Raw genomic sequence first — 22475 nt, 5'->3', positions numbered from 1 at the left:
GGCCAAGAAACTCAAAAACCGGGCTTCTGCCTCAGTGCTACCCATTTTCGTTCCTTGAGTGTCGCCAACCCCTTCAGTATTGAAAACCCCGTACAAAACCATGACTGAAACCCACGTATCCGTTCTCTCTTCGATAGAAGACGCCCTCCAAGAGGGGGTATCTCTCCAAACCATCGACAACGTTCCCTCTGTGACGATTTCGCCAGAGGCTATTACCCAGGCGTTCACCGCCAACGCTGAATATTTCGGACATCCCCAGTGGGGGCGATCGTATTTCGAGGCCTGTCACCGCGATCGCGCCTTTATCGATCGCTGGCAGGCAGCCACTGGCACTTGGGACGATAAAATCGTCGTCGATATCGGTTGCGGACCGGGAAACGTCTTCGCCTCCGTCGGCGGTCGTCCCAAGCTGTTAATCGGAGTCGATATCAGTCTCGGGGCGTTAAAAATGGCGGCCGAACTGGGCTATCAACCCTTACTGGCGGACGCGCAAAACCTGCCGCTGCGATCGCAAATTGCCGATATCGTCGTTGTCAACGCCACCCTACACCACTGCGACGACATGACTCGCGCCTTACAGGAAGCCGCTCGTCTGGTGAAACCCGGCGGCGTCTTAGTGTGCGACCACGACCCGCAACAAACCGCATGGCACTATAAAGGACTCGCCCGCCTCTTCTGGGAAGCGCGTTTACCCCTCTATCGCTGGCTGAAACGGGGCGGTCACGCCTCCCAATCCGAACAGGAATGTGCTTTAGCCAGCGAAGCGCACCACGTTCCCGGCGATGGCGTCACCGTCGAATTTTTCCACTCAGTTCTCGACCCCTTGGACTTTACCACCCGCATCTTTCCCCACAACCACGACCTGGGGGCGGAAATTTTCCAAGGAAACATCGGGCGAGCCGCCTCCAAATACCGCATCGCCCAGCGTCTTTCGGGGATCGATGTCAATTCTCCCGAAGCGGCCTTGTCGCTGATGTGCGTCGCCGAGCGATCGAGCGATAAGCCCAAAGCGTGACCGATTCCGAAAGGGGCGTTCCGACGGTCTGAAACCCCGAAGCCGCGTAGTCCGTAACGCGGCTTCGGAAAGCCTCTCGACCTCCCTCCTCAAAGGGGATTTGAGACAGCATCGGCGATCGCACCTCTCGGCGGCCGATGGAGCGATCGAACCCCATCTCCTCAACTCCTGTTACAATAGCGGGGTCGTTCAGTTCCGGTCGTACTGTCCTTTGAGTCAAGTCACAGAGACCTCCGATAAAGTCGATGTATTTTTGCAAGAGCTGGCTGCCATCCAGCAGTCTGGCTCTAAACGAATTGCCATTTTGGGTTCGCGCCACGTTCCCATCACGCACCAACACCTCATCGAAGTGATGAGTTACGCCTTGGTGTTGGGTGGGAATCGTTTGATTACCTCCGGCGCGACGGGAACCAACTCGGCCGCCATTCGCGGCGCGATGCGGGCTGACCCCAACCAGTTAACGGTGATTCTGCCCCAAAGTCTCAAGCGTCAGGCCAGCGAATCTCGCAAACAACTCGAACAAGTGATTCATTTGGTCGAACATCCCGAAAACGACCAGATGTCTCTTGCCGAGGCGAGTGCCGCGTGCAACTTGGAAATCGTGTCCCGCTGCCAGCAACTCATTTGTTTTGCGTTTCACGACAGTCACACGCTACTCCAAACCTGTCGCGACGCGGAAGACCAGCGTAAAATTGTCACGCTGTTCTATTTCGACTAATCGTCCATTTCCGTTGACGTAAGTTTTATGACGGCGCTAGAGTGGGCTGACCCGGCGATATTGCTGTATGCGATCGCCGTGGCGGGTGCTTCAATTTATTTTCCTTATTTGTTTGTCGCCTACGGTCGGTTTCAAGTGGGTTACGATTTAGCTGCCCCCCGCGCCATGTTCGACAAACTGCCCCCCTACGCTCAACGGGCGGCGTGGGCGCATCAAAACGCCTTTGAAAGTTTTATGCTCTTTGCAGCAGCGGCGTTAGTGGCTTACGTCGTGGGGGTCAGTTCCCCTTGGGCGTCGGTGGCGGCGGCGACGTTTATCGTGGCGCGGTGGCTGCACGCTGTGTTTTACATTCTCAACATTGCCCTGTTCCGATCGCTCTTCTTTGTCGTTGGGGGTCTCGCCACGCTGGCGTTGTTCGTTTTCGGATTGCAGGCCGCCTAATCGGACGCCTCTGCGCCCCAAGGGGTTGACGGTCGAATTTATGGGCGAGTATCGCCAAAGGTTTTGCCGTCGGGCATAATCGCACGAGTCAACACGGCATCGCGAAAGTTAGTTTTATAAATTTTGGCGCTCATCAAAATCGCTTCGGTGAGAATTGCCCCCGTTAAATTCGACCAACTCAATTTCGTGCGGTACAGACTCGCCCCACTCAAATCGGCACCTCGGAGGCTAGCCCAACTGAGATTGGCCGCCCGTAACTGGGATTTTGATAAATCAGCGCCTGCCAAATTCGCACCGCTGAGTTTAGCAAAACTCAAATCGGCACGAGCCATTTTCGCCTGTGTTAAATTCGCGCCGTTGAGAACCGATTTCATCAAATTGGCGTCTTCTAAATTGGCTTGGCTCAAAACCGCGATCGAAAGATTCGATCCTTCTAAAATCGCCCCTTTTAAAGAAGCGTTAGTCAGGTTCGATCGACTTAAATTCGCTTCCCGTAAAACCGCATCGTCAAAGGTAGAATGACTGAGATCGGCTTCGTTTAAAATCGCTTCGATTAAGGTCGATCGCGCTAAAGAAACGCCGCGCAACTTCGCCCCTCGCAAATTAGCTTCTGTCAGTTGAGCGTCCGATAAATCCGCTTCAAACAATTTACAAGAAATTAGATTCGCATCTTGTAAATTCGCGCCGTTAAAACTCGCCCCTTGCAACTGGCACTCGCGCAGGTTTACGCCTCGAAGGTTGGCATCTTGAAAATTGACGTAAGCCAGATTGGACTCCCGTAAGTTCGCACCCTGTAAGTTCGCACCCGCCAGCATACTGTGGGCGAGATCGATCTCTCGAAAATCACGCTCTCCGGCTTCGTATCGCTGTAGTAGTTCGTCGGCGTTCATGCTGGTTCGGCTCCCTAAATTCAGTGTAGATGACGTTGACAATCTTCTCCAAACGCGATCGGTCTTAATTTTCTAACGAGGACATCCCACCCGTCGAGAAATATTTTTCGATCTTTTAATACCATCTGCGATCGGTTCGCCCCTGCCAAGTGTCAGATATTCTGACACAATCAAAAAAAGAGCGTAATTTCGTTCGCCGAGTTCAGGAAAGACAGCGATCGCCTATTCTATACGTTCAGGGAGAAGACAGAAAATGCCGGATAATTTGCGCAGTCGAATCGTTACAGAAGGAAACGCTCGCACTCCAAACCGCGCCATGTTAAGGGCGGTGGGTTTCGGTGACGACGATTTTTCTAAACCTATTGTCGGGGTAGCCAACGGGTTCAGCACCATCACCCCCTGCAATATGGGACTCGACGATTTGGCCAAACGGGCCGAAGCCGGAATTCGCGCGGCCGGCGGAATGCCCCAAGAATTCGGAACCATCACCATCAGCGACGGCATCTCCATGGGAACCGAAGGGATGAAATATTCCCTGGTGTCTCGGGAAGTCATCGCCGATTCCATCGAAACCGTCTGCAACGGTCAAAGTCTCGATGGTGTCATCGCGCTCGGCGGCTGTGATAAAAATATGCCTGGGGCGCTCATCGCCATCGCACGCCTCAACATCCCGGCGGTGTTCGTCTATGGCGGTACCATCAAACCGGGACACTACGACGGCCGCGACCTCAACATCGTCAGCGCCTTTGAAGCCGTGGGCGAGTACAGCGCCGGAAAAATCGACGACGCCGAACTCAAAGCCGTCGAACGCAACGCCTGTCCCGGCGCGGGGTCTTGCGGCGGAATGTACACCGCCAACACCATGTCTTCGGCCATCGAAGCGATGGGACTGAGTTTGATGTACTCCTCGACCATGGCCGCCGAGGATGCTGAAAAAGCCGACAGCAGCGAAGCCTCGGGGAAAGCCGTCGTCGAGGCGATTCGCCAGCAAATCCTCCCGTCCCAACTGTTGACCCGCAAAGCCTTTGAAAACGCCATCGCCGTAATTATGGCCGTCGGCGGTTCCACCAACTCTGTGTTGCACCTGCTGGCGATCGCTAACGCCATCGGTGTCGATTTGAAAATCGATGATTTCGAGACCATCCGTCAAAAAGTTCCCGTGTTGTGCGACCTCAAACCGAGCGGTCGTTATTTGATGGTGGACTTCCACCAAGCCGGAGGCGTACCGCTGGTGATGAAAATGCTCCTCGAACGGGGCTTGATTCACGGCGACGCCCTCACCGTCACCGGAAAAACTCTCGCCGAACAACTGGCCGAGGTTCCCTCGGAACCGCCAGCCGGTCAAGAGGTAATTCGGCCTTGGGACAATCCGGTGTACGAACAGGGACACTTGGCGATTCTCAAAGGCAACCTAGCCACAGAAGGCGCCGTGGCCAAAATCAGCGGCGTGAAAAACCCGCAAATCACCGGCCCGGCGCGGGTGTTCGAGTCCGAGGAGGAATGCCTCAAAGCCATCCTCGCCGGAAATATCAAAGCCGGAGATGTCGTCGTCGTCCGCTACGAAGGCCCCAAAGGCGGCCCGGGAATGCGGGAAATGTTAGCGCCGACTTCTGCCATCATCGGGGCAGGTTTGGGCGATTCTGTGGGCTTGCTGACGGACGGACGCTTTTCTGGCGGGACTTACGGTCTGGTGGTCGGTCACGTGGCCCCGGAAGCGGCGGTAGGTGGTACCATCGCCCTCGTGGAAGAAGGAGACACGATCGCCATCGACGCCCATCAGCGATCGCTACAACTGCAGGTTTCTGAGGAGGAGTTGGCGAAACGGCGCGAAGCTTGGAAACCCCGCGAACCGCGCTATCGTCGCGGCGTTTTGGCCAAATACGCCAAGTTGGTCTCCTCCAGTAGCGTCGGTGCGGTGACGGATCTGGATTTGGACTTGTAGCGATCGACTATATCGGTGCGTGACCATTTATCGGTTTCCGGTTCGACAGCGGATTTTTCCGCGTCACGCACCCTTGTCTGTTGGTGGCGTACATTGTCGGTGCGTGACGATTTCTCGGTCTCAGGTTAAACCCCCGATTTGTCAAGTCACGCACCCTACGACCCGGGTACGAACGCGCCGATTTCCTCGCCGTCGGGGTTGAGGACTTTTAAGGGAATGCCGGCGTTGAGGCTGATGAGTTCTAGGCTGTCGATCGATCGTTGGATGTGTTCGTTTAGCTGCGCTTGGGCTTGGGTGTTGTTCTGACGCACCGCTTCTATGTCCAGTTGACGAACCCGTTCCACGTAATCGGGCAGCAGTTTCACCACGATTCGATCGCCGCTGACTTGGTACTGGCACATTTTCGGCGTTCCGCCACAAACCCGCGCCAAATCCCGTTTGGCGCGATCGATCGTCTCGTTAAGCTGTTGGGCGGCGATGGCCTGCACCAGAGCGTTCGTATAACCGCGTACTAACGCCGGAACCCGGTCGGAATAGGCGGTTTGACTGGGGATTTGTTGGCTGTAACCGAGGGCTTGTTGCCACTTGACGACGGCGCGATCCCAGTCTTGCCGTTCTTGGGCGGTTTTGGCTTCGTCGGCTAGGGTTAAGGCTCGATCGTAGAGGTTTTTGGCGATTTGTTCTTGGGTTTGTCGCTGCTGGGCGGCGTTGAGTTGCGGCCCGTAATTGCGAACTAAGTCCTGGGCGGTGTCGGCGGAGGTGGTGCCGTTGGGAACCCGCATTAAGGCGCGAACTGCCGTGCGCCAGGTGGCGTAAACTTGTTGCCATCCGGCCAGATCTCGGGCGTTACTCTGGCGAGTTCGTGCCACTTCCGCCGCCGAACGCGCTGCCTCTAACTGTTCTTCTCCTCGCCGTTCGAGGATGGCTCGCCGACGCACGGCGTCTAGGTTGTTTTGATATTCTTCAACTTTGGCTTGGGCGAAGCTGTGGGCGATGTTGTCTGGGGGAATCGCTTCGAGTTGGGCGATCGACTGTTCCCACAACCGCTCCATCTGTCGCCACTCCCTCAGGGAATGGGGCGGGTTCTGACTCATTTCGGCGGCTTTCATCGCCCCCGTTAAGGGGGGATTGAGCGCGATCAGTTCTTGCTCTCGCCCTTGCAAGCGTTCTTCGAGTTGCTGCGTTTTCTTGTTCTGGAGCGACCAGGGGGGAATCGGTTCGAGTTCGGCTAAAGCTGCATCGATTCCCTGGCGAGCTTGCACGAAGGATTCGGTGGTGGGTTCGGCTTCTAAGGTCGAAAGGGCGTTGCGGGAGAGGGTCTCGGCTCTCTCGAGGCGATCGCAAGACCCCACCACGCAAGGACGGGTTAAGGCGTAAATCCCCGCCAGCAAGGCCAACACCCCCAGCGTCGCCCCACCGGAGACCAGGGCGACGGTTAATCGGGGTTCGGTTCGAGTGCGATCGCCGCCCTGGGGTTTCTGCGACGGCGCCGCAGAGGCGGCAGAAGGACGAAAGGCTTCAGGGGTAGCGGGAGAGCTGTGCATCGACTCAAAACCTAAATTCGACGGAGATGTTGAAATAGATAATAAAGACAGGACAAACGCTTGTCTTCGCTATTCTATTACAGGAGTTTCGAGAAAGCCCTTTCTGAGGGCGAATGCTGTCGTTACTTGAATTCGTTCAAAGAAAGTTAAAGGAATACCCCAGATTCGATCGACCTGTGCTAGAGTGTGGCAAGACATCTGTTCGGCGGTAGGATTGATTCTGGTGTTTCTTTTCCCGGTTACGCAATCTCCGCGAGCCTGTGTCTTTTCGTCTTTTCGGTTCCTGGAGTTGCTCCATGTCAATTTATATTGGAAATCTGTCCTACGACGCCACGCAAGAAGATCTCAGCGCCATCTTTGCTGACTACGGAACAGTCAAACGTACACAAATTCCCGTCGATCGCGAAACAGGACGGTCTCGCGGTTTTGGATTTGTTGAAATGTCTTCTGACGATGAAGAAGAGTCGGCCATTGAAGCGCTCAACGGTGCGGAATGGATGGGACGCCAACTGCGGGTAAACAAAGCTAAACCGCGCGAACGCCGTCCTCGTAATGGATTCAACGGCTCCGAACGTCGCGCGGCTCGCTACTAAACCGCGCTTTCAGACCGTTAAGGAAACGACGTTTTTCCGATACAGTCTTTTCAGACTCGCCCCCTTCGGGGTGAGTCTTGTTGTGTTTTTTTAATTCACGCGATCGTCATAAACTCGTCCTAAACTCGTCCTAAACTCGTCCTAAACTTCTCGTAAACTTGTCACAAAAACTTAACATCTTGACCGGAGTTTAGGGAATCGATCCCCAGGTGACTGGCATAAAAGTAACGATTTTTATCGAAACTTTCTCGGTTACTAAAAATCGAGATAAAATAAAAAGTTTGCGTTGTAAGCTGTCAGGAAAGCCATGCCCCGTTTGCACCCCGACACCATCGAGGCGGTCAAACAACGAACGGACATTTACGACGTAGTATCCGAATACGTCGTCCTCCGAAAACAGGGAAAAGACTTCGCGGGTTTGTGTCCCTTCCACGAAGAGAAAACCCCGAGTTTTACCATCAGTCCCAGCAAGCAACTGTTCTACTGTTTCGGTTGCGGAAAAGGGGGCAACGCCATTTCCTTTCTCATGGAAATCGGACAGCGATCGTTTTCCGATGTGGTGTTGGACTTAGCCCAACGCTACCAAGTGCCAGTTCGCACTCTCGACGAACGGGAACAGCGGGACTTTCAAAAGCAACTGTCGCGGCGGGAACAGCTTTACGAAATTTTAGCGATCGCCTGTAGCTTCTACGAACACGCCCTGCGCCAACCCCAGGGAGAAACGGCTTTAACCTACCTGCAACAGCAACGCCATCTCAGCGACGCCACCCTCCAACAGTTTCAACTCGGCTACGCCCCCAAAGGCTGGGAAACCCTTTACGGCTACCTCGTCAAACAGAAAGGCTATCCGGCGGAATTAGTCGAGGCGGCGGGGTTGATTCTCCCGAGGAAAAAGGGCGGGGGCTATTACGATCGATTCCGCGATCGCATCACCATCCCCATCTGCGACGATCGCGGGCGAGTTATCGGGTTCGGCGGACGCACTCTCGGCGACGAACCGCCCAAATATCTCAACTCTCCAGAAACCGAACTATTCGACAAAGGCCATACCCTGTTCGGCTTAGACAAAGCCCGTCAAACCATTGCCAAAGTCGATCGCGCCGTGGTCGTCGAAGGCTACTTCGACGTTATCGCCCTCCACGCCGCCGGAATTTCCGAAGCCGTCGCCGCCTTGGGAACTGCATTAAGCGAGGGACAAGTCAAACAACTGCTGCGCTACAGCGAATCGAAACAAGTCATCTTAAACTTCGACGCCGACGCCGCCGGAACCCGCGCCGCACAACGGGCGATCGGCGAAGTGGCAGACTTAGCCTATCGGGGAATGGTGCAGTTGCGGGTGTTGAACCTCCCCGACGGGAAAGACGCCGACGAATTCTTACAAAACGCCTCCCCCGACGCCTATCGAGAACTCCTCGAGGCGGCGCCGTTGTGGATTGACTGGCAAATCGAGGAAATCCTAGGCGAACGAGACTTATCTCAGGCGGATGTCTATCAAAATACCGTGCGGGAGTTGGTGAAACTCCTCAGTCGCATTCAAAACCGCACTACCCGCACCTATTACGTCAACGCCTGCGCCCAAAAACTCAGTCAAGGAGATTCGCGGCGGGTTCCTCTGCTGGAAGAAAACCTCATCGCGCGGTTGCGGCGAACCGTCAAACGAGATGTCAAACGAGATGTCAAAGGGGACGTTGGCGGCGAAGTCGGAGAAGAGGGGGACTGGGAAACCTCGCCGGACGTTGAATCTCACGATGAAGACATTCCCGTTCCCGTTCTCGATAGCGATCGAAGTTTGTTGGAACGGGCGGAATCGCTGTTGTTGCGGTTGTACCTCCACGATAGTCAAGCGAGAGCGATGGTAGCCAAGGCTGTCGAGGAACTCGAAGAACAGGACATTTACTTTAGTTTGTCTCACCACCGCTGGCTGTGGCAGACTTTGAGCGAACTGCAACTGACTCCCAGAGACGACGCCGCCAGCATTTTAGGAAAACTGCAAGAACGGGAAACCGAGGCATCCGGACGGTTACAGCAAGTCATGCCGCTGTTTCAAGCCGACGAACTGCAAGAAATTGATATTCAGCGTGCGCCCTTGGCGGTGCGTGCGGCGGCTTCGGCCATCGAACGGACGATTTGCCAAAAACGCTATCGTAAAATTTTACAGTTGTGGGAAGCGACCGATCCTCGAGAAGATGAAGATACGGCGCGATCGTACCAAGAGCAACTGTACGCCGAAAAACGCCATATGGACGAACTTGATCGCCGTCGCAACACCGATTTAACCGATCTCGTCAGCCTTCCCTGGCAAGCGCCTCCAGCACAGTTATCTCCGGCCGACGACGCGATCGACGTATAATCGTGAGGTTAAACTGAAGGTTCGTTCGATCTGTAGCTGCCGCCATGCCCGAAGCCCTCGAAACCCAAGAACAGCAATTCGCCGTCATCGAAGCCAACGCCCCGAGCATCGGCGCCTGTGCCTATCGCGGCTACTCAGAAACGGGCGAAAAAGGAACCGTCGTTATCCTGCGCCAGTTAGAAAACAACTCTACAGAATTAGAAGACTGGCAACTTCAGTATCGCCCCATGAGTCGCCTAGACAGTATGCTGTCCGATTGGAAAGACGTGGGCTTGCAGGACATGATAGTTCGCTACAACCCCGAAGTCTCAGTGGTTTGTACGTTTCTCTATCCCAACGGCGCTCACGCCAGTTACCATTTCGCCCCCGAACCCGAACCCCCCCAACTGGCAAAGTAACCGCCGGCCGGGTAGGGTGCGTGACGCGGGCAAAAATGCGGTCGAAGTCAGATTAATGTTGTTGCTGCGTCACGCACCGCCCCCAAGCGGGGGGTGATGGGATGATGGGCTTTTTCAGTTATCGGTGCGTGAGGAGGGGTCGGTTTCAGGTTCGACACCGGATTTTTCAAGTTATCGGTGCGTGAGGAGGGGTCGGTTTCAGGTTTGACACCGGATTTTTCAAGTTATCGGTGCGTGAGGAGGGGTCAGTTTCAGGTTCGACACCGGATTTTTCAAGTCACGCACCCTACGGCACATTTCCCAAATCGTCCGTAATAATTTCCGTCACCACATCGCCGCCGCTGACGACGAAGGTACGATCTTCGAGTTTCCCCTCGGCGCGAGGTCCCCGGAGGTGGAACGGCGGATCGACTTGACGGTAAACTACATTCCCCTCCGCTTCAAACCGCTGAGAATCCACAAACCAGGTGAGATCGTTCGCCGTCAGTTGCGCTTCGTTAGCTTGTCCCAAGGCTTCGATTCCGTCTTTGAGATAAAAAGTTTCCTCGACGAAGTTCATCCAACCGCGATTTCCGCTGAGGGTGACTTGGTTTTCCCGGTGAACGACGCGAATGGGAACGTCCGAGGACATCATTTCCCCTTCGAGATCCCAATTTAACTCGTTGCTGACGATATCGAGGGGCGGTTCCACGACGGCGATGCGAGCGTTTTGTTGCAGGGTGGCGATTTGAGTTTCTAAATCGACGCGAAGGCTTTCAGAGGTGGCGCGATCGGTAATTTCCTCGTCTTCGTAGCGAGCCACTTGCACGGGAACTTCCCCGATAACCAGTTGTTCGGGCATTTGCCACAACAGCCGTTCGCTACTGATTTGTAACGGTGGCTCTTTGAAGTTGGCGACGATGCTTCCGATGAGTTCGATATGTTGCGGTTGGCTGAGGAAGACGGCTTCGGCGGCGGTGATATCGGCTCGTTCGTGGGTGGCGCTGACGTTTCCGCGCACCACGAGGCGATCGTCGTTGGGCGTCCAGTCCATTTCGTCCCCTCGGGCCACGGTTCCATTTTGTTTGTCGATAATAACGACGTTATCCCGTAGAAAAACCTGTTGGCCGTCTTGTTGAATTTCGCCGTAGGCGGCTTCGACTTCGTAGACGAGTTCGCCGTCGCGATAGAGTTCGCCCCTGGGGTTTTCGAGGCGGCCGATTTGGCGGTCGTTGCTGTAGGTGACACGATCGGCTTTGACTTCCCATAACACCACCCCGTCGTCGTTGACTTGTTCGAGGGTGACGTTTTCAAAGGTGAGGCTGGGATCGATGGTTTGGGAGGTGGGGGCGCGATCGGGTGCGGGTTCGGAGGTAGGCTCGTTGGAACAGCTACTCAGCAAAACTGCGGAGAAGGCGACAAAAACCCACAGCCAAGGACGCCCACCGCGACGATCGAACTGGCGATGGACGCTCGAGAGGAAAAGAGGAGGAGTCATTAGGAGACCGGAAACAGAGAACTATTTGGCCGAAGGTTTTCCTTCAGTGGTTTGGTGGCTGACTCCGGATAGGGGACGGTAGGTGTAGGGATGGTGTCTCGGACTTTTTTGAATGTCCTCTTTGATGCTTTCGAGGTCGATGTAGCGATCGGCCACGTTGATGAGGCTGTCGCTGGTCATCGATCGAAGGCTCACCACTTCCACGCGCACGCCGCGATAGCTGACTGCATCGACGGCGTAGGCGAGATCGCCGTCGCCGCTGACGAGAACGGCTGTATCGTAAGCCCCCACCAAGGCCATCATGTCCACGGCGATTTCAACGTCTAAGTTGGCTTTTTTGGAGCCGTCGGGCAGTTGTACCAAGTCTTTGGCGATGACGCGATAGCCATTGCGCCGCATCCACAAGAGAAAGCCCTGTTGTTTTTCGTTGGAGCGATCGACCCCTGTATAGAAGAACGACCGTAACAAACGAGATCCGGCCGTCAACCGACAGAGTAACTTGGTATAGTCGATTTCCATGCCCAGTTGCATGGCCGCGTAAAACAGGTTAGAACCGTCGATGAAAATAGCGACGCGACCGCGATTTTCGAGAACCTGTTCTGGGGTAAATATAGAGTCGTGTTCAAAGTCGTTTATCATGGTTTGTTATCCTCGGCTTGTTATCACTAATTAAATCCCCACCGAAAACGCCTCGATCTTGTTAGGGTTCGATCGGGCTACATTTTATATTATAATTTTTCTTTTTGAATCTGTTTTCTTCGCGATCTCGGTTAAACCCAACAATTTGTCGGGGATCGCGAAGGGGTAGGGGATTGAGGGGATTTAAAATCGCTTCGTATTAGTTAACCTCCAGTTCGATACGTTGAAAAACTGGACTCGGTCGGTTCGTCTGCTGACCGGAAGGAAGCATTCCCCAACGCCCGTGAACCTCGAAGGAAGCGGTTTCAGGAATCAAATCGATGCGATCGAAATCGGTCTCAAATCCGAGTTGTTGGTAAATGGTGGTACTCAACTGCGGCACGACAGGAGAAAGTAGATAAGCCGCCAAGCGAACTGACTCGAGAACTACGTAAAGAACCTCTTCCACCGCCGCTTGTTCTCCGTGTTTGTACAGAGTCCAGGGAGCGCGATCGTCGAGATATTTGTTACAACTGCGGGCTAGATTTAAGATAGCGTCGCCAGCCCGGTGAAATTCAAGGCCGTCGTAAGCGGATTTCACCGTTTCGGGAAGTTCGGTTCCCAACACTTTCGGAGGGCAATCGTCTCCTAAATCGTCAACGGATATCTCGGGAACGACCCCGCCGCAGTATTTGTGAGCCATCTTCAGGGTGCGGTTGAGGAGGTTGCCCAAGTCGTTAGCGAGATCGGCATTTACGATATTCACGAAACGAGTTTCGTTGTAGTCGCCATCGCGGCCGAACTCGATTTCTTTCATGAAATAGTAACGAACGGCGTCGGCGCCGAAGCGATCGACCAACTCGCCGGGATCGATGGTATTTCCGAGACTTTTGCTGATTTTGTGACCGTCTTTGGTTAAAAAGCCGTGACCGAACACCTGTTTGGGAAGGGGCAATCCCGCAGAGAGGATCATCGCCGGCCAGTAGACGGCGTGAAACCGCAGGATATCTTTTCCAATCAAATGAAGGTTAAACGGCCACCAGTATTTAACGGCGTTTTCTAACGTGGCTTCCTCTTCGAGATCGACCAATCCAGTGACGTATCCCAAGAGGGCGTCGAACCAAACATAAAGGGTATGGTTGGGATCGTTGGGAACGGGAAATCCCCAATCCATATCCACCCGGGAAATAGAAAAGTCTTTCAAGCCCTGTTTGACGAAGCTTAAGACTTCGTTACGGCGCGTTTCCGGTTGAATAAAATCCGGTTGGCTTTCGTAGAGTTCTTCGAGGGTTTGTTGGTATTTCGAGAGGCGGAAGAAGTAGTTTTCTTCATCGCGCCATTCGGCTTCCAGGTTGGGATGAAGGGGACAGTGGTGGTTTTCGAGGAGTTCCCGTTCGTCTTTGAACTCCTCGCAACCGACGCAGTAATAGCCCTGTTGTTGTCCGAGGTAGATGTCGCCGTTATCCCAAACTCGTTGGAAAAAGTCGCGCACGATCGCTTCGTGACGTTCGGCGGTGGTGCGGCTGAATCGGTCGTAACGAACGTTCAGTTTTTTCCACAGTCCATCGAAGGCTGCCACCACTTCGTCACAGTATTCTTTGGGATCTCGGCCTTTGCTTTGAGCGGTTCGCTGGATTTTTTGGCCGTGTTCGTCCGTTCCCGTTACAAACATCACGGGTTTCCCCAACAAGCGTTGAAATCGGGCGATCGCGTCGGCGGCGATCGTGGTGTAGGCACTGCCAATATGAGGCAGCGCGTTGACGTAGTACAGCGGAGTCGTCAGGGAAAATCGGTTGTCTTCGATCGGGTTAACAGTCATGGACGCAGTAGCCGAAACAAGTGCCAGCATTATTCATCATACATGGGTCAGTTTACACTTCTTTATCGTTTTGTGAGGTACTACCCCGCTCGATGGCGGTGGAGGTCAGAAACGCGATCGTCCCCGAGAAACCGATCGCACAAGAACCAGCGTTCCTTATTCCCGGCGGGGGGTTTTCAGTTCCTCAGAATTTTTTAAGTTTTGAGGTTAAGAAAATCTTCCAAACTGCCGCGATCGACAGCCGACATTGAGAATCAAACTCAAGATGATTTGAGGCGATCGCAGTCGAGGGGAGAAACGTTACAATATGTAAAGCAACCGGAAGTAAAACCGACGCGATCGCGCAAACTCTCCCTAAACGAACTTGAACGCCACTTTCCCTGACGAACGCTCTGTATGTCTTCTCAACATCCCATCTATCTCTCTCGCTGGTTGTTATCGAGTTTGGGAACTCGGATGTTTGTCGAAGGAGAAGATCGGATTCCCCAGCGCGATTCGGTGTTAGTCGTCAGCAACCACCGCAGTTTTATGGACGCTCCGGCGTTGATGGCGGCGCTCGATCGACCGTTACGCTTCGCTTGTCACCACTACATGGGGGAAGTTCCGGTGATGCGGGAAATCGTCACCGGAATGGGCTGTTTTCCCCTAGATATCCCCGAACGTCGCAACCAGAGTTTTTTACGGCAAGGTACGGAACTGTTGAGCGATCGCGAGGCGGTGGGGGTGTTTCCCGAAGGAACGCCGCCGATGGTGACGCCAACGCATCCGGCAGAGTTGGGGAAGTTCCATCGCGGCTTCGCTCATTTAGCCCTTCAGTTTGCCTGTCAGCAACCACGAAACGCCCTCGCCGTCTTACCCGTGGCGTTGGTGTCCTTGCAAGAAAGTAACTTTCGATCGATTCCCGTGCGCCTGTTGAGCTTTTTCGATCCCAACGAACCGATGTTCGATCGCTCGGGATTGCATCCCGTGGTGGTGTACCACCATCTCGTCGTCGCCGTGGGGCGTCCCTACTGGATTACCCAGCGCGATCGCCAACGCTATCGCGGTAGCGAAGCCAGACGAGTCGTCTCGACGCTGGCGAAAACCTGTCGCACGGAAATCGAACAGTTACTCACCAAACACCGAGACGAGGACGCCCTCTCCGCCTTGTAACTCAACGCTTTCCCCATCAACCTTTAACGTTTAACAAATCGCTCGTTCACGACAATGCGCCTAATTGCCCCAACTGCCATCGTTTCTGACTTACCGCTGTTTGTCTACTTACCGGGAATGGACGGTAGCGGCCACCTACTGCGCTGGCAACTGCCCAAACTGTCGCAAGTGTTCGACGTGCGCTGTTTGCAGATTCCACCGGACGACTTGCGCGGCTGGGAAGAACTGACGCAACACACCATCGCACTCATCGAACGGGAACGGAAGAACCGCCAGCAACCCGTGTATTTATTCGGCGAATCCTTTGGAGGCTGTTTGGCGTTGCAAGTGGCGATGCGATCGCCGAAATCGATCGATCGACTCGTCTTAAGCAATCCCGCCTCATCCTTCAACCGCCGTCCCTGGTTAACCTGGGGATCTCATCTCGTCGGTTGGATGCCCGATTTCCTCAACGCCGTCTCTGCATTAGGATTGTTACCGTTTCTCGCCGCCTTAGAACGAATTCCCAGTCACAACCGCCAAGCCCTCATCGACGCCATGCAGCATGTTTCGCCCCAATCCGCCGCATGGCGAATTCAGATGTTGCGGGAATTTCAACTGGATTGGGAACGGCTCGATCGCATCCAACAGCCGACCTTAGCCATTGCCAGCGCCTGCGATCGCCTGTTACCCTCTGTCACCGAAGTTCGCGAATTGGTCGATCGACTCCCCGACGGACGCCTTCGCATTTTGCCCGAAAGCGGACACGCCTGTTTGCTCGAGAAAGGAGTCGATCTCTATCGCATTTTACAAGAGGCGAATTTACTGCCCGAGCCAGTTTGTGATGAGCTGATGAGGGGATGATGGATTTGCGGGAAATGAATCGCACCCAACTCCGATAGAATAACACTCGTACCGAATAAATCGTCCTCTGTGTCTCTGTGGTGAAGACAGCCACATCAAAGTTTTTCACGTTTTTTTCATTTATGCTCGACCAGCATTTAGATATCGATATCGCCCCATTTATCGACCATTCGCTTCTCAACCCCTGCGCCACCCAACAATACGTCGGCCAGTGGTGCCAAGAAGCCGATCGCTTTGGCTTTGCCTCCGTTTGTATCTATCCCTCTTACGTGCGCTTTGCCCGAGAAATCCTCCAGGGGAAACGCCCTAAAGTCTGTACCGTCATCGGATTTCCTACGGGATCGACCACGTCAGCGACGAAGCTTTACGAAGCCCAAGAAGCGGTGGAAAACGGCGCGGAAGAACTCGATGTTGTGATTAATCTCTCTTGGTTAAAAATGGGGAAAACCAACGAGGTACATCGGGAACTGGCAGAAATTTGCGAGGAAACCAACGTCACGGTTAAAGCGATTATTGAAACCAATTTATTGAGTGTTGAAGAAAAGCGCATCGCCACGGAAATCTGTATCGATTCGGGCGTTCAGTTCGTGAAAACCTGTACCGGATGGAACGGTGGCGCGAAAGTTGAAGACGTTCGGCTTTTGAAAGAGTTTGCGAGGGGACAGGTTGGGATTAAAGCCTCCGGTGGAATTCGTTCGTTTGAGGATGCGATTCAGTTGATTGATGCGGGTGCGTCTCGACTCGGAACGTCTTACAGTATTCAAGTTTTGAAAAGTCGAGAAAAGGAGGAGGAAGACGAGGCGGAAAATCAGCCGAGTTAAGGTTAGATGTTGGGCGCGATATCCCCGGCATCTTCAAGATGCCGGGGATCTAGACAGAGATACTTTCGTTTTAATAGAGGTTTAAGCGAAAAAAATTGGATCTTCTGAGATTATGGTTTAATTTGTAAAGAAGAACCAAAAAATTACAAGTTTTAAATCCAAAAAAAAATAACGAAGAAGATAAGTGTTATGTATAACATACGATAAATATAAAATCCAAAAAATCTAAAACAATAAACATAAAAACAGATTTTATGGGAATTCAAAAAAACTTTTCAAATGCAAAGAAAAACAACTAAAAATAGGGCGATACCAAAAATGTTAATTTATCAGATTGAAGTCCCTGTAATGATTTGAGTTGTTATTGGGTTTTTCGATCGATTCACCCAACCGACTTCAAACTCATATTTTCACTTTAATGAATTCACTGAAATAGAATGCCTAAAACCTATCGCGCAACCGGAATAAATTTAAAAAGTATGCCCTTGGGCGAAACCGATCGCCTGCTGACGATTCTCACCCGAGAACATGGATTCGTGAGAGCAGTAGCCCCCGGTTCGCGCAAGCCGAAATCGAAACTTGGGGGACGAAGTGCGCTGTTCGTTGTCAACGAATTGTTGCTGTCGCGGGGAAAATCCCTCGATCGAATCTCCCAAGCCGAAACCCTCGCCACCTATTCCGGATTGAGCCGTCATTTTGGCATTCTCACGGCGAGTCAGTACCTCGCAGAAATTGCCCTGGCGCATACCCTTTCTGAAGGTCCCCAACCGGAACTGTTCGATTTGCTAACCGAACACTTAAACCGCTTGGAACAGTTGCCGAAAAACGCCTCGTTATCGGAGGTTTTATCGCGATTGGTTCACGGTATCTTTCACCTGTTGGCGTTAGAAGGAATCGCGCCGCAAGTTTATGCCTGTTGCGTTTCCAAACATCCCATCGTTCCGGAAATCCATCAACCCAACTGGCAAGTGGGGTTTAGCATTCGTGCCGGAGGGGTGATAACGTTAGCAGAGTTCGATCGCTTCAAACGCGAACAAATGCAGCAGTTGAAAACCACCTGGGAAGACGACGGAGACGCGATCGCCAACCGCGCCGCCTTCCTTCCCACCCCCAACCGCTACCTCGACGCCACGGAACTTACTTTGCTGCAACAGCTTTCGCAACCGCAACTGTCACCAACTCCCCCGCTGGCGCAGATCGATCGCGCCTGGATTACCCTCGAACGATTGCTACGAGAATACACACAGCATCATTTGGGGCGATCGATTCGCTCTGCTACCTTAATGAATAGTTACATTGCCTCCGCCGTGCCGACGCCGTTATCAACGCCCGCCGGATGAGAAGATATAGATGAGACGATATAGAAAATCTTTATCGAGCCCCAATTCCGATCGATCGAGTCTCGAAGCGCGATTCCCACTTAAACATGAAACAGCTTTCTGAACCCGAACTGACGCCAGAGGAAACTATCCCAAAAGGTAACTCGACCCCTCCCCCCGAAGAAGAAACCGGATTCGGCCCGGTTTTTAAAAACAAGAATTTTTTGACCTTGTGGAGCGGTCAAGTTTTTTCTCAAATCGCCGATAAAGTCTATTTAGTGATGGCGATTTCCATCGTCGCCAGTCGGTTTCAGGCGGCGAACCAAAGCATTAGCGGTTGGGTGTCTGCCATTACCATCGCCTTTACCATTCCCGCCGTCTTGTTCGGTTTCCTAGCGGGAATTTTGGTCGATCGCTGGCATAAAAAAGAAGTTCTCGTCGTAACGAACCTGTTGCGCGGCGTCTTCGTATTAGTACTTCCGCCGCTGTTTTGGCTGACGCGAGAACAGAGTTTCGCGGGGCTTCCCTGGGGATTCGGCGTGTTGCTGGGCATTACCTTTCTCGTCTCCACCCTAACCCAGTTCTTCGCCCCCGCCGAACAAGCGGCGATTCCCCTCATCGTCAAACGAAAACACCTCCTCTCGGCGAATTCCCTTTACACCACCACCATGATGGCATCTGCCATCGTCGGATTTGCCGTGGGGGAACCCATGTTAGCGATCGCCGATCGCGCCTTGCATAACATCGGCTTCAGTCAAGAGTTAGTCGTCGGCGGAAGTTACGTTTTAGCCGGGGTGGTGTTGCTGCTGCTGAGAACGCGGGAAAACCTCACCCATCTGCAAGCCGCTGCCGCCGAACGCCATGTTTGGGAAGATTTAAAAGACGGATTGCGGGTTCTCAAACGCCAACCCCACGTTCGCAGTGCCTTAGTTCAATTAATCGTCCTATTCTGTATCTTTGCCGCGTTAGCCGTTTTAGCGGTGCGCCTGGCGGAAATTATGCCCGCCTTGAAATCCTCTCAATTCGGCTTTTTACTGGCTTCCAGTGCGGCGGGAATGGCAGTCGGGGCGGCGTTAGTGGGGCAAATCGGATCGCAGTTTGCCCCCCGTCGCTTGAGTCTTTACGGTTCTTTGGGAATGGCAGCCTCGTTAGTGGCGTTGAGTCTGTTAACTCAGCAGTTGGTGCCGTCGCTGGTAGCGATCGCCGCGTTGGGGTTTTCCGCCGCCTGGGTGGGGATTCCCATGCAAACCATTATCCAAGCCGAAACCCCCGAAGAACAGCGGGGAAAAGTGTTCGGCTTGCAAAACAACGCCGTCAACATCGCCTTGAGTCTTCCTTTAGCCTTAGCCAGCGTCGCCGAATCCTTCTTCGGCTTGTCGGCGGTTTTAGCCAGCTTAGCCGCCATCGTCGTAGCCGCTGGACTGATAACCTGGTATATTGCCGATAAAAGTTCCCGTTCGGCAGCTAAAGCCAAACCCGCTCGTTAAACGCGCCGCTGCGGGCGTTGAAAAAAGGGAACGGTTCACTTAAATCCATTGGCGCGGTAGGTGGCGATCGCGGCTGAATTTTTCGTCTTTCGAGTATCTTTCGAGTATCTTTAAATTCAGTCGAGGTTCTCGCGATCGTCGCTGATTTCGAGTGTCCGTCGCTTCCCCTTACCGAATTCTCCGAAATCCCGAATGCACATCGCTTGGCTTGGAAAAAAATCGCCCTTTTGCGGTAACGTCACCTATAGCCGTGAGGTGACGAACGCGCTACTCGATCGAGGGTATCAAGTCAGCTTTCTGCATTTCCGCCAAGACAGCCACGACACTCACACCGACACCCGTGCGACATCGATCGTTTCCGATGTTTCTCACGATGCTACCGCTTGTGAAGTTCCCCTTCCCTGTTTTTACAAATCCACCCTTTACACGATTCCCACCCTCAAATCGAGTAAAGTTCTCAGCGAAGCCCTGCGTCAACTGAAACCGGATTTGGTTCACGCTTCCCTGACGCTGTCGCCGTTGGATTTCGTGTTACCGGAGATTTGCGAGGAGTTGAATTTGCCGCTGGTGGCGACGTTTCATCCGCCGTTCGATCGTCGTCGCCGCAACCTCACCTCCAGTACACAACATTTGATGTACCAGCTTTACGCCCCATTTTTAGCCAACTACGATCAAACCATCGTCTTTTCCCACATTCAACGGGATTTACTGGTACAACTTGGCGTTCCCCCGGAACGAGTTGCCGTGATTCCCAACGGCGTAGACGCCCTGAAATACGCCCCCGGTGCCTCCGATTTAAAAGCCGAAATCGGTGCCGAACGAATTTTTGTCTATCAAGGGCGAATCGCCCTCGAGAAAAACGTCGAATCGCTGTTGAAAGCCTGGAAACATTCGGAAATGGGCGATCGCAGCCAACTGTTAATCGTCGGAGACGGACCCCTCGCCGCCTCCTTCATGGCAACCTACAACGAAGAACAGGGCATCCGCTGGCTGGGCTACATCGCCGACGAACAGCGACGCATCGACATTTTACGGGGTGCGGATGTTTTCGTATTGCCCTCCTTTGTCGAAGGCTTGTCGCTGTCGCTACTAGAAGCCATGTCTTGCGGCTTAGCCTGTCTCGCCACCGACGCCGGGGCAGATGGGGAAGTTCTCGAAAACGGGGCGGGAGTCGTCCTCAACTCGCAGCGGGTGACGACAGAACTGCAAACCCTGTTACCGCTATTTCGCGATCACCCCGAAATTACCAGTTTGTTGGGCTACAAAGCCCGTCAGCGGGTTCTCGAACGCTACACTCTCGATAAAAATATCACCCAGTTAGAGCAGTTGTACGCCGAAGTCTCCGACTGTTCCACCAACATCGCCGTAAGTTCTGCCTAGGGGCGTATCGCAGACATTTCGAGAAATCCCAAACGCAACTCAACCCCCAAACCCCGTTCCCGATTCCCCCTTCACTTGTCCGATCGACCCCCTCGGGTCGAAAATGGGAAGACTCAAACGCGCGAAGAATAACGAAATGAGTCAAGAGTTCGATTACGATCTCCTTATTATCGGTGCTGGTGTCGGCGGTCACGGGGCTGCCCTCCACGCTGTCAGCCACGGGCTGAAAACCGCCATCGTGGAAGCAGCAGACATGGGGGGAACCTGTGTCAATCGCGGCTGTATCCCCTCGAAAGCCTTGTTAGCCGCTTCGGGGAAAGTTCGGGAATTAAGCCAAACTCAGCACTTGCAAGAAATGGGGGTGCAGATCGGCGGCGTTCAGTTCGATCGCCAGGCGATCGCCGATCACGCTCTCAACCTGGTTAACAACATCCGAGGCAACATGACGAACAGCCTCAAACGCCTCGGTGTGGATATCATCCAAGGCTGGGGGAAAGTCGCCGCTTCGCAAAAAGTCACGGTGGAAACCGCCGACGGCGAGAAAACCTACACCGCCGAAAACGTCCTTCTCGCCCCCGGTTCGGTTCCCTTTGTTCCGCCGGGTGTGGAAGTCGATGGTAAAACTGTTTTCACCAGCGACGACGCCATTAAACTGGAATCTCTGCCGCAGTGGATTGCCATTATCGGTAGCGGGTACATTGGTTTGGAATTCGCCGATGTCTATTCGGCGTTGGGTTGCGAGATTTCGGTCATCGAAGCCTTGGATAAGGTGATGCCGACTTTCGATCCCGATATCGCCAAAATTGCCAAACGGGTGTTGCTGGATTCTCGCGATATCGAAAGTTACGCGGGGGTGTTTGCGACGAAAGTCACCCCAGGCGCACCGGTTACCATCGAACTGACGGACGCCAACACTAAGGAAGTCGTGGAAGTGTTGGAAGTGGACGCCTGCTTGGTGGCGACGGGGCGCGTTCCTTACACGAAAAACCTCAATTTAGAAGCGGTTGGCGTGGAACTCGATCGCCGAGGTTTCATTCCTGTCAACGATTCTTTGCAAGTCGTCGCCAACGATGAAGCGGTTCCCCATCTCTGGGCGATCGGCGATGCTACGGGTAAGATGATGTTGGCGCACGCGGCATCTGCCCAAGGGGTGGCGGTTGTTGAAACCCTCTGCGGGCGCGATCGAACGGTGGATTACCGCAGCATCCCCGCCGCCGCCTTCACCCATCCAGAAATCAGCTTTGTGGGTTTAACGGAACCGCAAGCCAAGGAACTCGGGAAATCGGAAGGGTTCGAGGTAGCCAGCGCCCGGACGTATTTTAAAGCCAACTCGAAAGCTTTGGCGGAGAAGGAAACCGACGGTTTGGCGAAAGTCATCTATCGTAAGGATACCGGGGAACTCCTCGGCGCCCACATCATCGGCATTCATGCGGCGGATTTGATTCAGGAAGCCGCCAATGCGATCGCCGAACGGAAATCGGTGCGGGAACTGGCGTTTAACGTTCACACCCACCCGACGCTCTCGGAAGTGTTGGATGAAGCCTACAAACGGACGTTGGAAACGGCGTAGGGATTCCGACATCCTCGAACATCTTGAATTCAATTGCTGCAATTGAGAGAAATTGGATTGTAATCAGATGTTTTAATCGGATGATACCCGGTTGTAGG

Annotated in this window: 19 protein-coding genes; 14 read left to right on the top strand and 5 right to left on the bottom strand. The window is 53.6% G+C overall.

Annotated features, from left to right (window positions below; translation table 11 throughout):
* Nucleotides 1–100 precede the first annotated feature (100 nt).
* The 3 genes from ACP5D4_RS05695 to ACP5D4_RS05685 all read left to right on the top strand — a co-directional run bounded on the left by ACP5D4_RS05695 (nucleotide 101) and on the right by ACP5D4_RS05685 (nucleotide 2174).
* The gene (locus ACP5D4_RS05695; RefSeq protein ID WP_428010663.1) at nucleotides 101–1015 is read left to right on the top strand and encodes a class I SAM-dependent methyltransferase; all 915 of its coding nucleotides are present in this window, start codon (nucleotides 101–103) and stop codon (nucleotides 1013–1015) included.
* Between the two features lie 211 nt (nucleotides 1016–1226).
* On the top strand, nucleotides 1227–1733 hold the full coding sequence (locus tag ACP5D4_RS05690; protein WP_428010676.1) for a DNA recombination-mediator protein A: 507 nt from the start codon (nucleotides 1227–1229) through the stop codon (nucleotides 1731–1733).
* A gap of 27 nt (nucleotides 1734–1760) precedes the next feature.
* Nucleotides 1761–2174, top strand: a complete 414-nt coding sequence (locus tag ACP5D4_RS05685) for an MAPEG family protein (protein ID WP_428010662.1) — start codon at nucleotides 1761–1763, stop codon at nucleotides 2172–2174.
* A gap of 38 nt (nucleotides 2175–2212) precedes the next feature.
* On the opposite strand, the gene ACP5D4_RS05680 is transcribed toward ACP5D4_RS05685, so the two are convergent.
* Nucleotides 2213–3064, bottom strand: coding sequence for a pentapeptide repeat-containing protein (locus ACP5D4_RS05680; protein WP_428010661.1), 852 nt, complete (start codon nucleotides 3062–3064; stop codon nucleotides 2213–2215).
* 253 nt (nucleotides 3065–3317) lie between these two features.
* Between ACP5D4_RS05680 and ilvD the strand changes: the two genes are divergently transcribed.
* Complete coding sequence (gene ilvD, locus ACP5D4_RS05675) at nucleotides 3318–5006, top strand: dihydroxy-acid dehydratase (protein ID WP_428010660.1); 1689 nt, start codon at nucleotides 3318–3320, stop codon at nucleotides 5004–5006.
* Between the two features lie 155 nt (nucleotides 5007–5161).
* Here ilvD and ACP5D4_RS05670 read toward each other — a convergent pair whose 3' ends face one another.
* On the bottom strand, nucleotides 5162–6550 hold the full coding sequence (locus tag ACP5D4_RS05670) for a hypothetical protein (protein WP_428010659.1): 1389 nt from the start codon (nucleotides 6548–6550) through the stop codon (nucleotides 5162–5164).
* Between the two features lie 296 nt (nucleotides 6551–6846).
* On the opposite strand from ACP5D4_RS05670, the gene ACP5D4_RS05665 reads away from it, so the two are divergent.
* The 3 genes from ACP5D4_RS05665 (at nucleotide 6847) to ACP5D4_RS05655 (ending at nucleotide 9891) form a co-directional block, all read left to right on the top strand.
* A complete protein-coding gene (locus ACP5D4_RS05665) occupies nucleotides 6847–7143 on the top strand; it encodes an RNA recognition motif domain-containing protein (protein WP_428010658.1) in 297 nt (98 codons plus the stop codon).
* Nucleotides 7144–7450: 307 nt separating this feature from the next.
* A complete protein-coding gene (gene dnaG, locus ACP5D4_RS05660) occupies nucleotides 7451–9493 on the top strand; it encodes a DNA primase (protein WP_428010657.1) in 2043 nt (680 codons plus the stop codon).
* 44 nt (nucleotides 9494–9537) lie between these two features.
* Nucleotides 9538–9891, top strand: coding sequence for a hypothetical protein (locus ACP5D4_RS05655; protein ID WP_428010656.1), 354 nt, complete (start codon nucleotides 9538–9540; stop codon nucleotides 9889–9891).
* A gap of 286 nt (nucleotides 9892–10177) precedes the next feature.
* On the opposite strand, the gene lptC is transcribed toward ACP5D4_RS05655, so the two are convergent.
* The 3 genes from lptC to metG form a co-directional block, all read right to left on the bottom strand.
* Nucleotides 10178–11368 (bottom strand): LPS export ABC transporter periplasmic protein LptC, encoded by a 1191-nt coding sequence (gene lptC, locus ACP5D4_RS05650; protein ID WP_428010655.1) that lies wholly within the window; start codon nucleotides 11366–11368, stop codon nucleotides 10178–10180.
* Nucleotides 11369–11389: 21 nt separating this feature from the next.
* Nucleotides 11390–12007 (bottom strand): NYN domain-containing protein, encoded by a 618-nt coding sequence (locus ACP5D4_RS05645; protein ID WP_428010654.1) that lies wholly within the window; start codon nucleotides 12005–12007, stop codon nucleotides 11390–11392.
* Nucleotides 12008–12206: 199 nt separating this feature from the next.
* Nucleotides 12207–13805 carry a methionine--tRNA ligase gene (gene metG, locus ACP5D4_RS05640; protein ID WP_428010653.1) on the bottom strand — a complete coding sequence of 533 codons (1599 nt, stop codon included), beginning with the start codon at nucleotides 13803–13805 and terminating at the stop codon, nucleotides 12207–12209.
* Nucleotides 13806–14201: 396 nt separating this feature from the next.
* On the opposite strand from metG, the gene ACP5D4_RS05635 reads away from it, so the two are divergent.
* The 7 genes from ACP5D4_RS05635 to lpdA all read left to right on the top strand — a co-directional run bounded on the left by ACP5D4_RS05635 (nucleotide 14202) and on the right by lpdA (nucleotide 22377).
* Nucleotides 14202–14957 (top strand): lysophospholipid acyltransferase family protein, encoded by a 756-nt coding sequence (locus ACP5D4_RS05635; RefSeq protein WP_428010652.1) that lies wholly within the window; start codon nucleotides 14202–14204, stop codon nucleotides 14955–14957.
* 54 nt (nucleotides 14958–15011) lie between these two features.
* Entirely contained in the window at nucleotides 15012–15800 is a 789-nt protein-coding gene (locus ACP5D4_RS05630; RefSeq protein WP_428010651.1) for an alpha/beta fold hydrolase, read from the top strand.
* A gap of 122 nt (nucleotides 15801–15922) precedes the next feature.
* On the top strand, nucleotides 15923–16621 hold the full coding sequence (deoC, locus tag ACP5D4_RS05625) for a deoxyribose-phosphate aldolase (RefSeq protein ID WP_428010650.1): 699 nt from the start codon (nucleotides 15923–15925) through the stop codon (nucleotides 16619–16621).
* 437 nt (nucleotides 16622–17058) lie between these two features.
* On the top strand, nucleotides 17059–17961 hold the full coding sequence (gene recO, locus ACP5D4_RS05620; RefSeq protein ID WP_428010649.1) for a DNA repair protein RecO: 903 nt from the start codon (nucleotides 17059–17061) through the stop codon (nucleotides 17959–17961).
* Between the two features lie 86 nt (nucleotides 17962–18047).
* A complete protein-coding gene (locus ACP5D4_RS05615) occupies nucleotides 18048–19427 on the top strand; it encodes an MFS transporter (protein ID WP_428010648.1) in 1380 nt (459 codons plus the stop codon).
* Between the two features lie 192 nt (nucleotides 19428–19619).
* Nucleotides 19620–20807, top strand: coding sequence for a glycosyltransferase family 4 protein (locus tag ACP5D4_RS05610; protein WP_428010647.1), 1188 nt, complete (start codon nucleotides 19620–19622; stop codon nucleotides 20805–20807).
* Nucleotides 20808–20943: 136 nt separating this feature from the next.
* Nucleotides 20944–22377, top strand: a complete 1434-nt coding sequence (gene lpdA / locus ACP5D4_RS05605; RefSeq protein WP_428010646.1) for a dihydrolipoyl dehydrogenase — start codon at nucleotides 20944–20946, stop codon at nucleotides 22375–22377.
* The last annotated feature ends 98 nt before the right edge of the window (nucleotides 22378–22475 follow it).

This window comes from Baaleninema sp. (assembly GCF_049974805.1).
In the GTDB taxonomy this organism is placed as follows: domain Bacteria; phylum Cyanobacteriota; class Cyanobacteriia; order Cyanobacteriales; family Geitlerinemataceae; genus Baaleninema.
The sequence above is the reverse complement of the archived record's forward strand: the minus strand, read 5'-3'. Positions and strand labels throughout refer to the sequence as shown.

Bases quoted from the DNA above. Each gene is read 5' to 3' on its own strand.
- ACP5D4_RS05695 (WP_428010663.1), top strand. From the start codon at position 101: ATGACTGAAACCCACGTATCCGTTCTCTCTTCGATAGAAGACGCCCTC.
- ACP5D4_RS05685 (WP_428010662.1), top strand. From the start codon at position 1,761: ATGACGGCGCTAGAGTGGGCTGACCCGGCGATATTGCTGTATGCGATC.
- ACP5D4_RS05680 (WP_428010661.1), bottom strand. From the start codon at position 3,064: ATGAACGCCGACGAACTACTACAGCGATACGAAGCCGGAGAGCGTGAT.
- ilvD (WP_428010660.1), top strand. From the start codon at position 3,318: ATGCCGGATAATTTGCGCAGTCGAATCGTTACAGAAGGAAACGCTCGC.
- ACP5D4_RS05670 (WP_428010659.1), bottom strand. From the start codon at position 6,550: ATGCACAGCTCTCCCGCTACCCCTGAAGCCTTTCGTCCTTCTGCCGCC.
- ACP5D4_RS05665 (WP_428010658.1), top strand. From the start codon at position 6,847: ATGTCAATTTATATTGGAAATCTGTCCTACGACGCCACGCAAGAAGAT.
- dnaG (WP_428010657.1), top strand. From the start codon at position 7,451: ATGCCCCGTTTGCACCCCGACACCATCGAGGCGGTCAAACAACGAACG.
- ACP5D4_RS05655 (WP_428010656.1), top strand. From the start codon at position 9,538: ATGCCCGAAGCCCTCGAAACCCAAGAACAGCAATTCGCCGTCATCGAA.
- lptC (WP_428010655.1), bottom strand. From the start codon at position 11,368: ATGACTCCTCCTCTTTTCCTCTCGAGCGTCCATCGCCAGTTCGATCGT.
- ACP5D4_RS05645 (WP_428010654.1), bottom strand. From the start codon at position 12,007: ATGATAAACGACTTTGAACACGACTCTATATTTACCCCAGAACAGGTT.
- metG (WP_428010653.1), bottom strand. From the start codon at position 13,805: ATGACTGTTAACCCGATCGAAGACAACCGATTTTCCCTGACGACTCCG.
- ACP5D4_RS05635 (WP_428010652.1), top strand. From the start codon at position 14,202: ATGTCTTCTCAACATCCCATCTATCTCTCTCGCTGGTTGTTATCGAGT.
- ACP5D4_RS05630 (WP_428010651.1), top strand. From the start codon at position 15,012: ATGCGCCTAATTGCCCCAACTGCCATCGTTTCTGACTTACCGCTGTTT.
- deoC (WP_428010650.1), top strand. From the start codon at position 15,923: ATGCTCGACCAGCATTTAGATATCGATATCGCCCCATTTATCGACCAT.
- recO (WP_428010649.1), top strand. From the start codon at position 17,059: ATGCCTAAAACCTATCGCGCAACCGGAATAAATTTAAAAAGTATGCCC.
- ACP5D4_RS05615 (WP_428010648.1), top strand. From the start codon at position 18,048: ATGAAACAGCTTTCTGAACCCGAACTGACGCCAGAGGAAACTATCCCA.
- ACP5D4_RS05610 (WP_428010647.1), top strand. From the start codon at position 19,620: ATGCACATCGCTTGGCTTGGAAAAAAATCGCCCTTTTGCGGTAACGTC.
- lpdA (WP_428010646.1), top strand. From the start codon at position 20,944: ATGAGTCAAGAGTTCGATTACGATCTCCTTATTATCGGTGCTGGTGTC.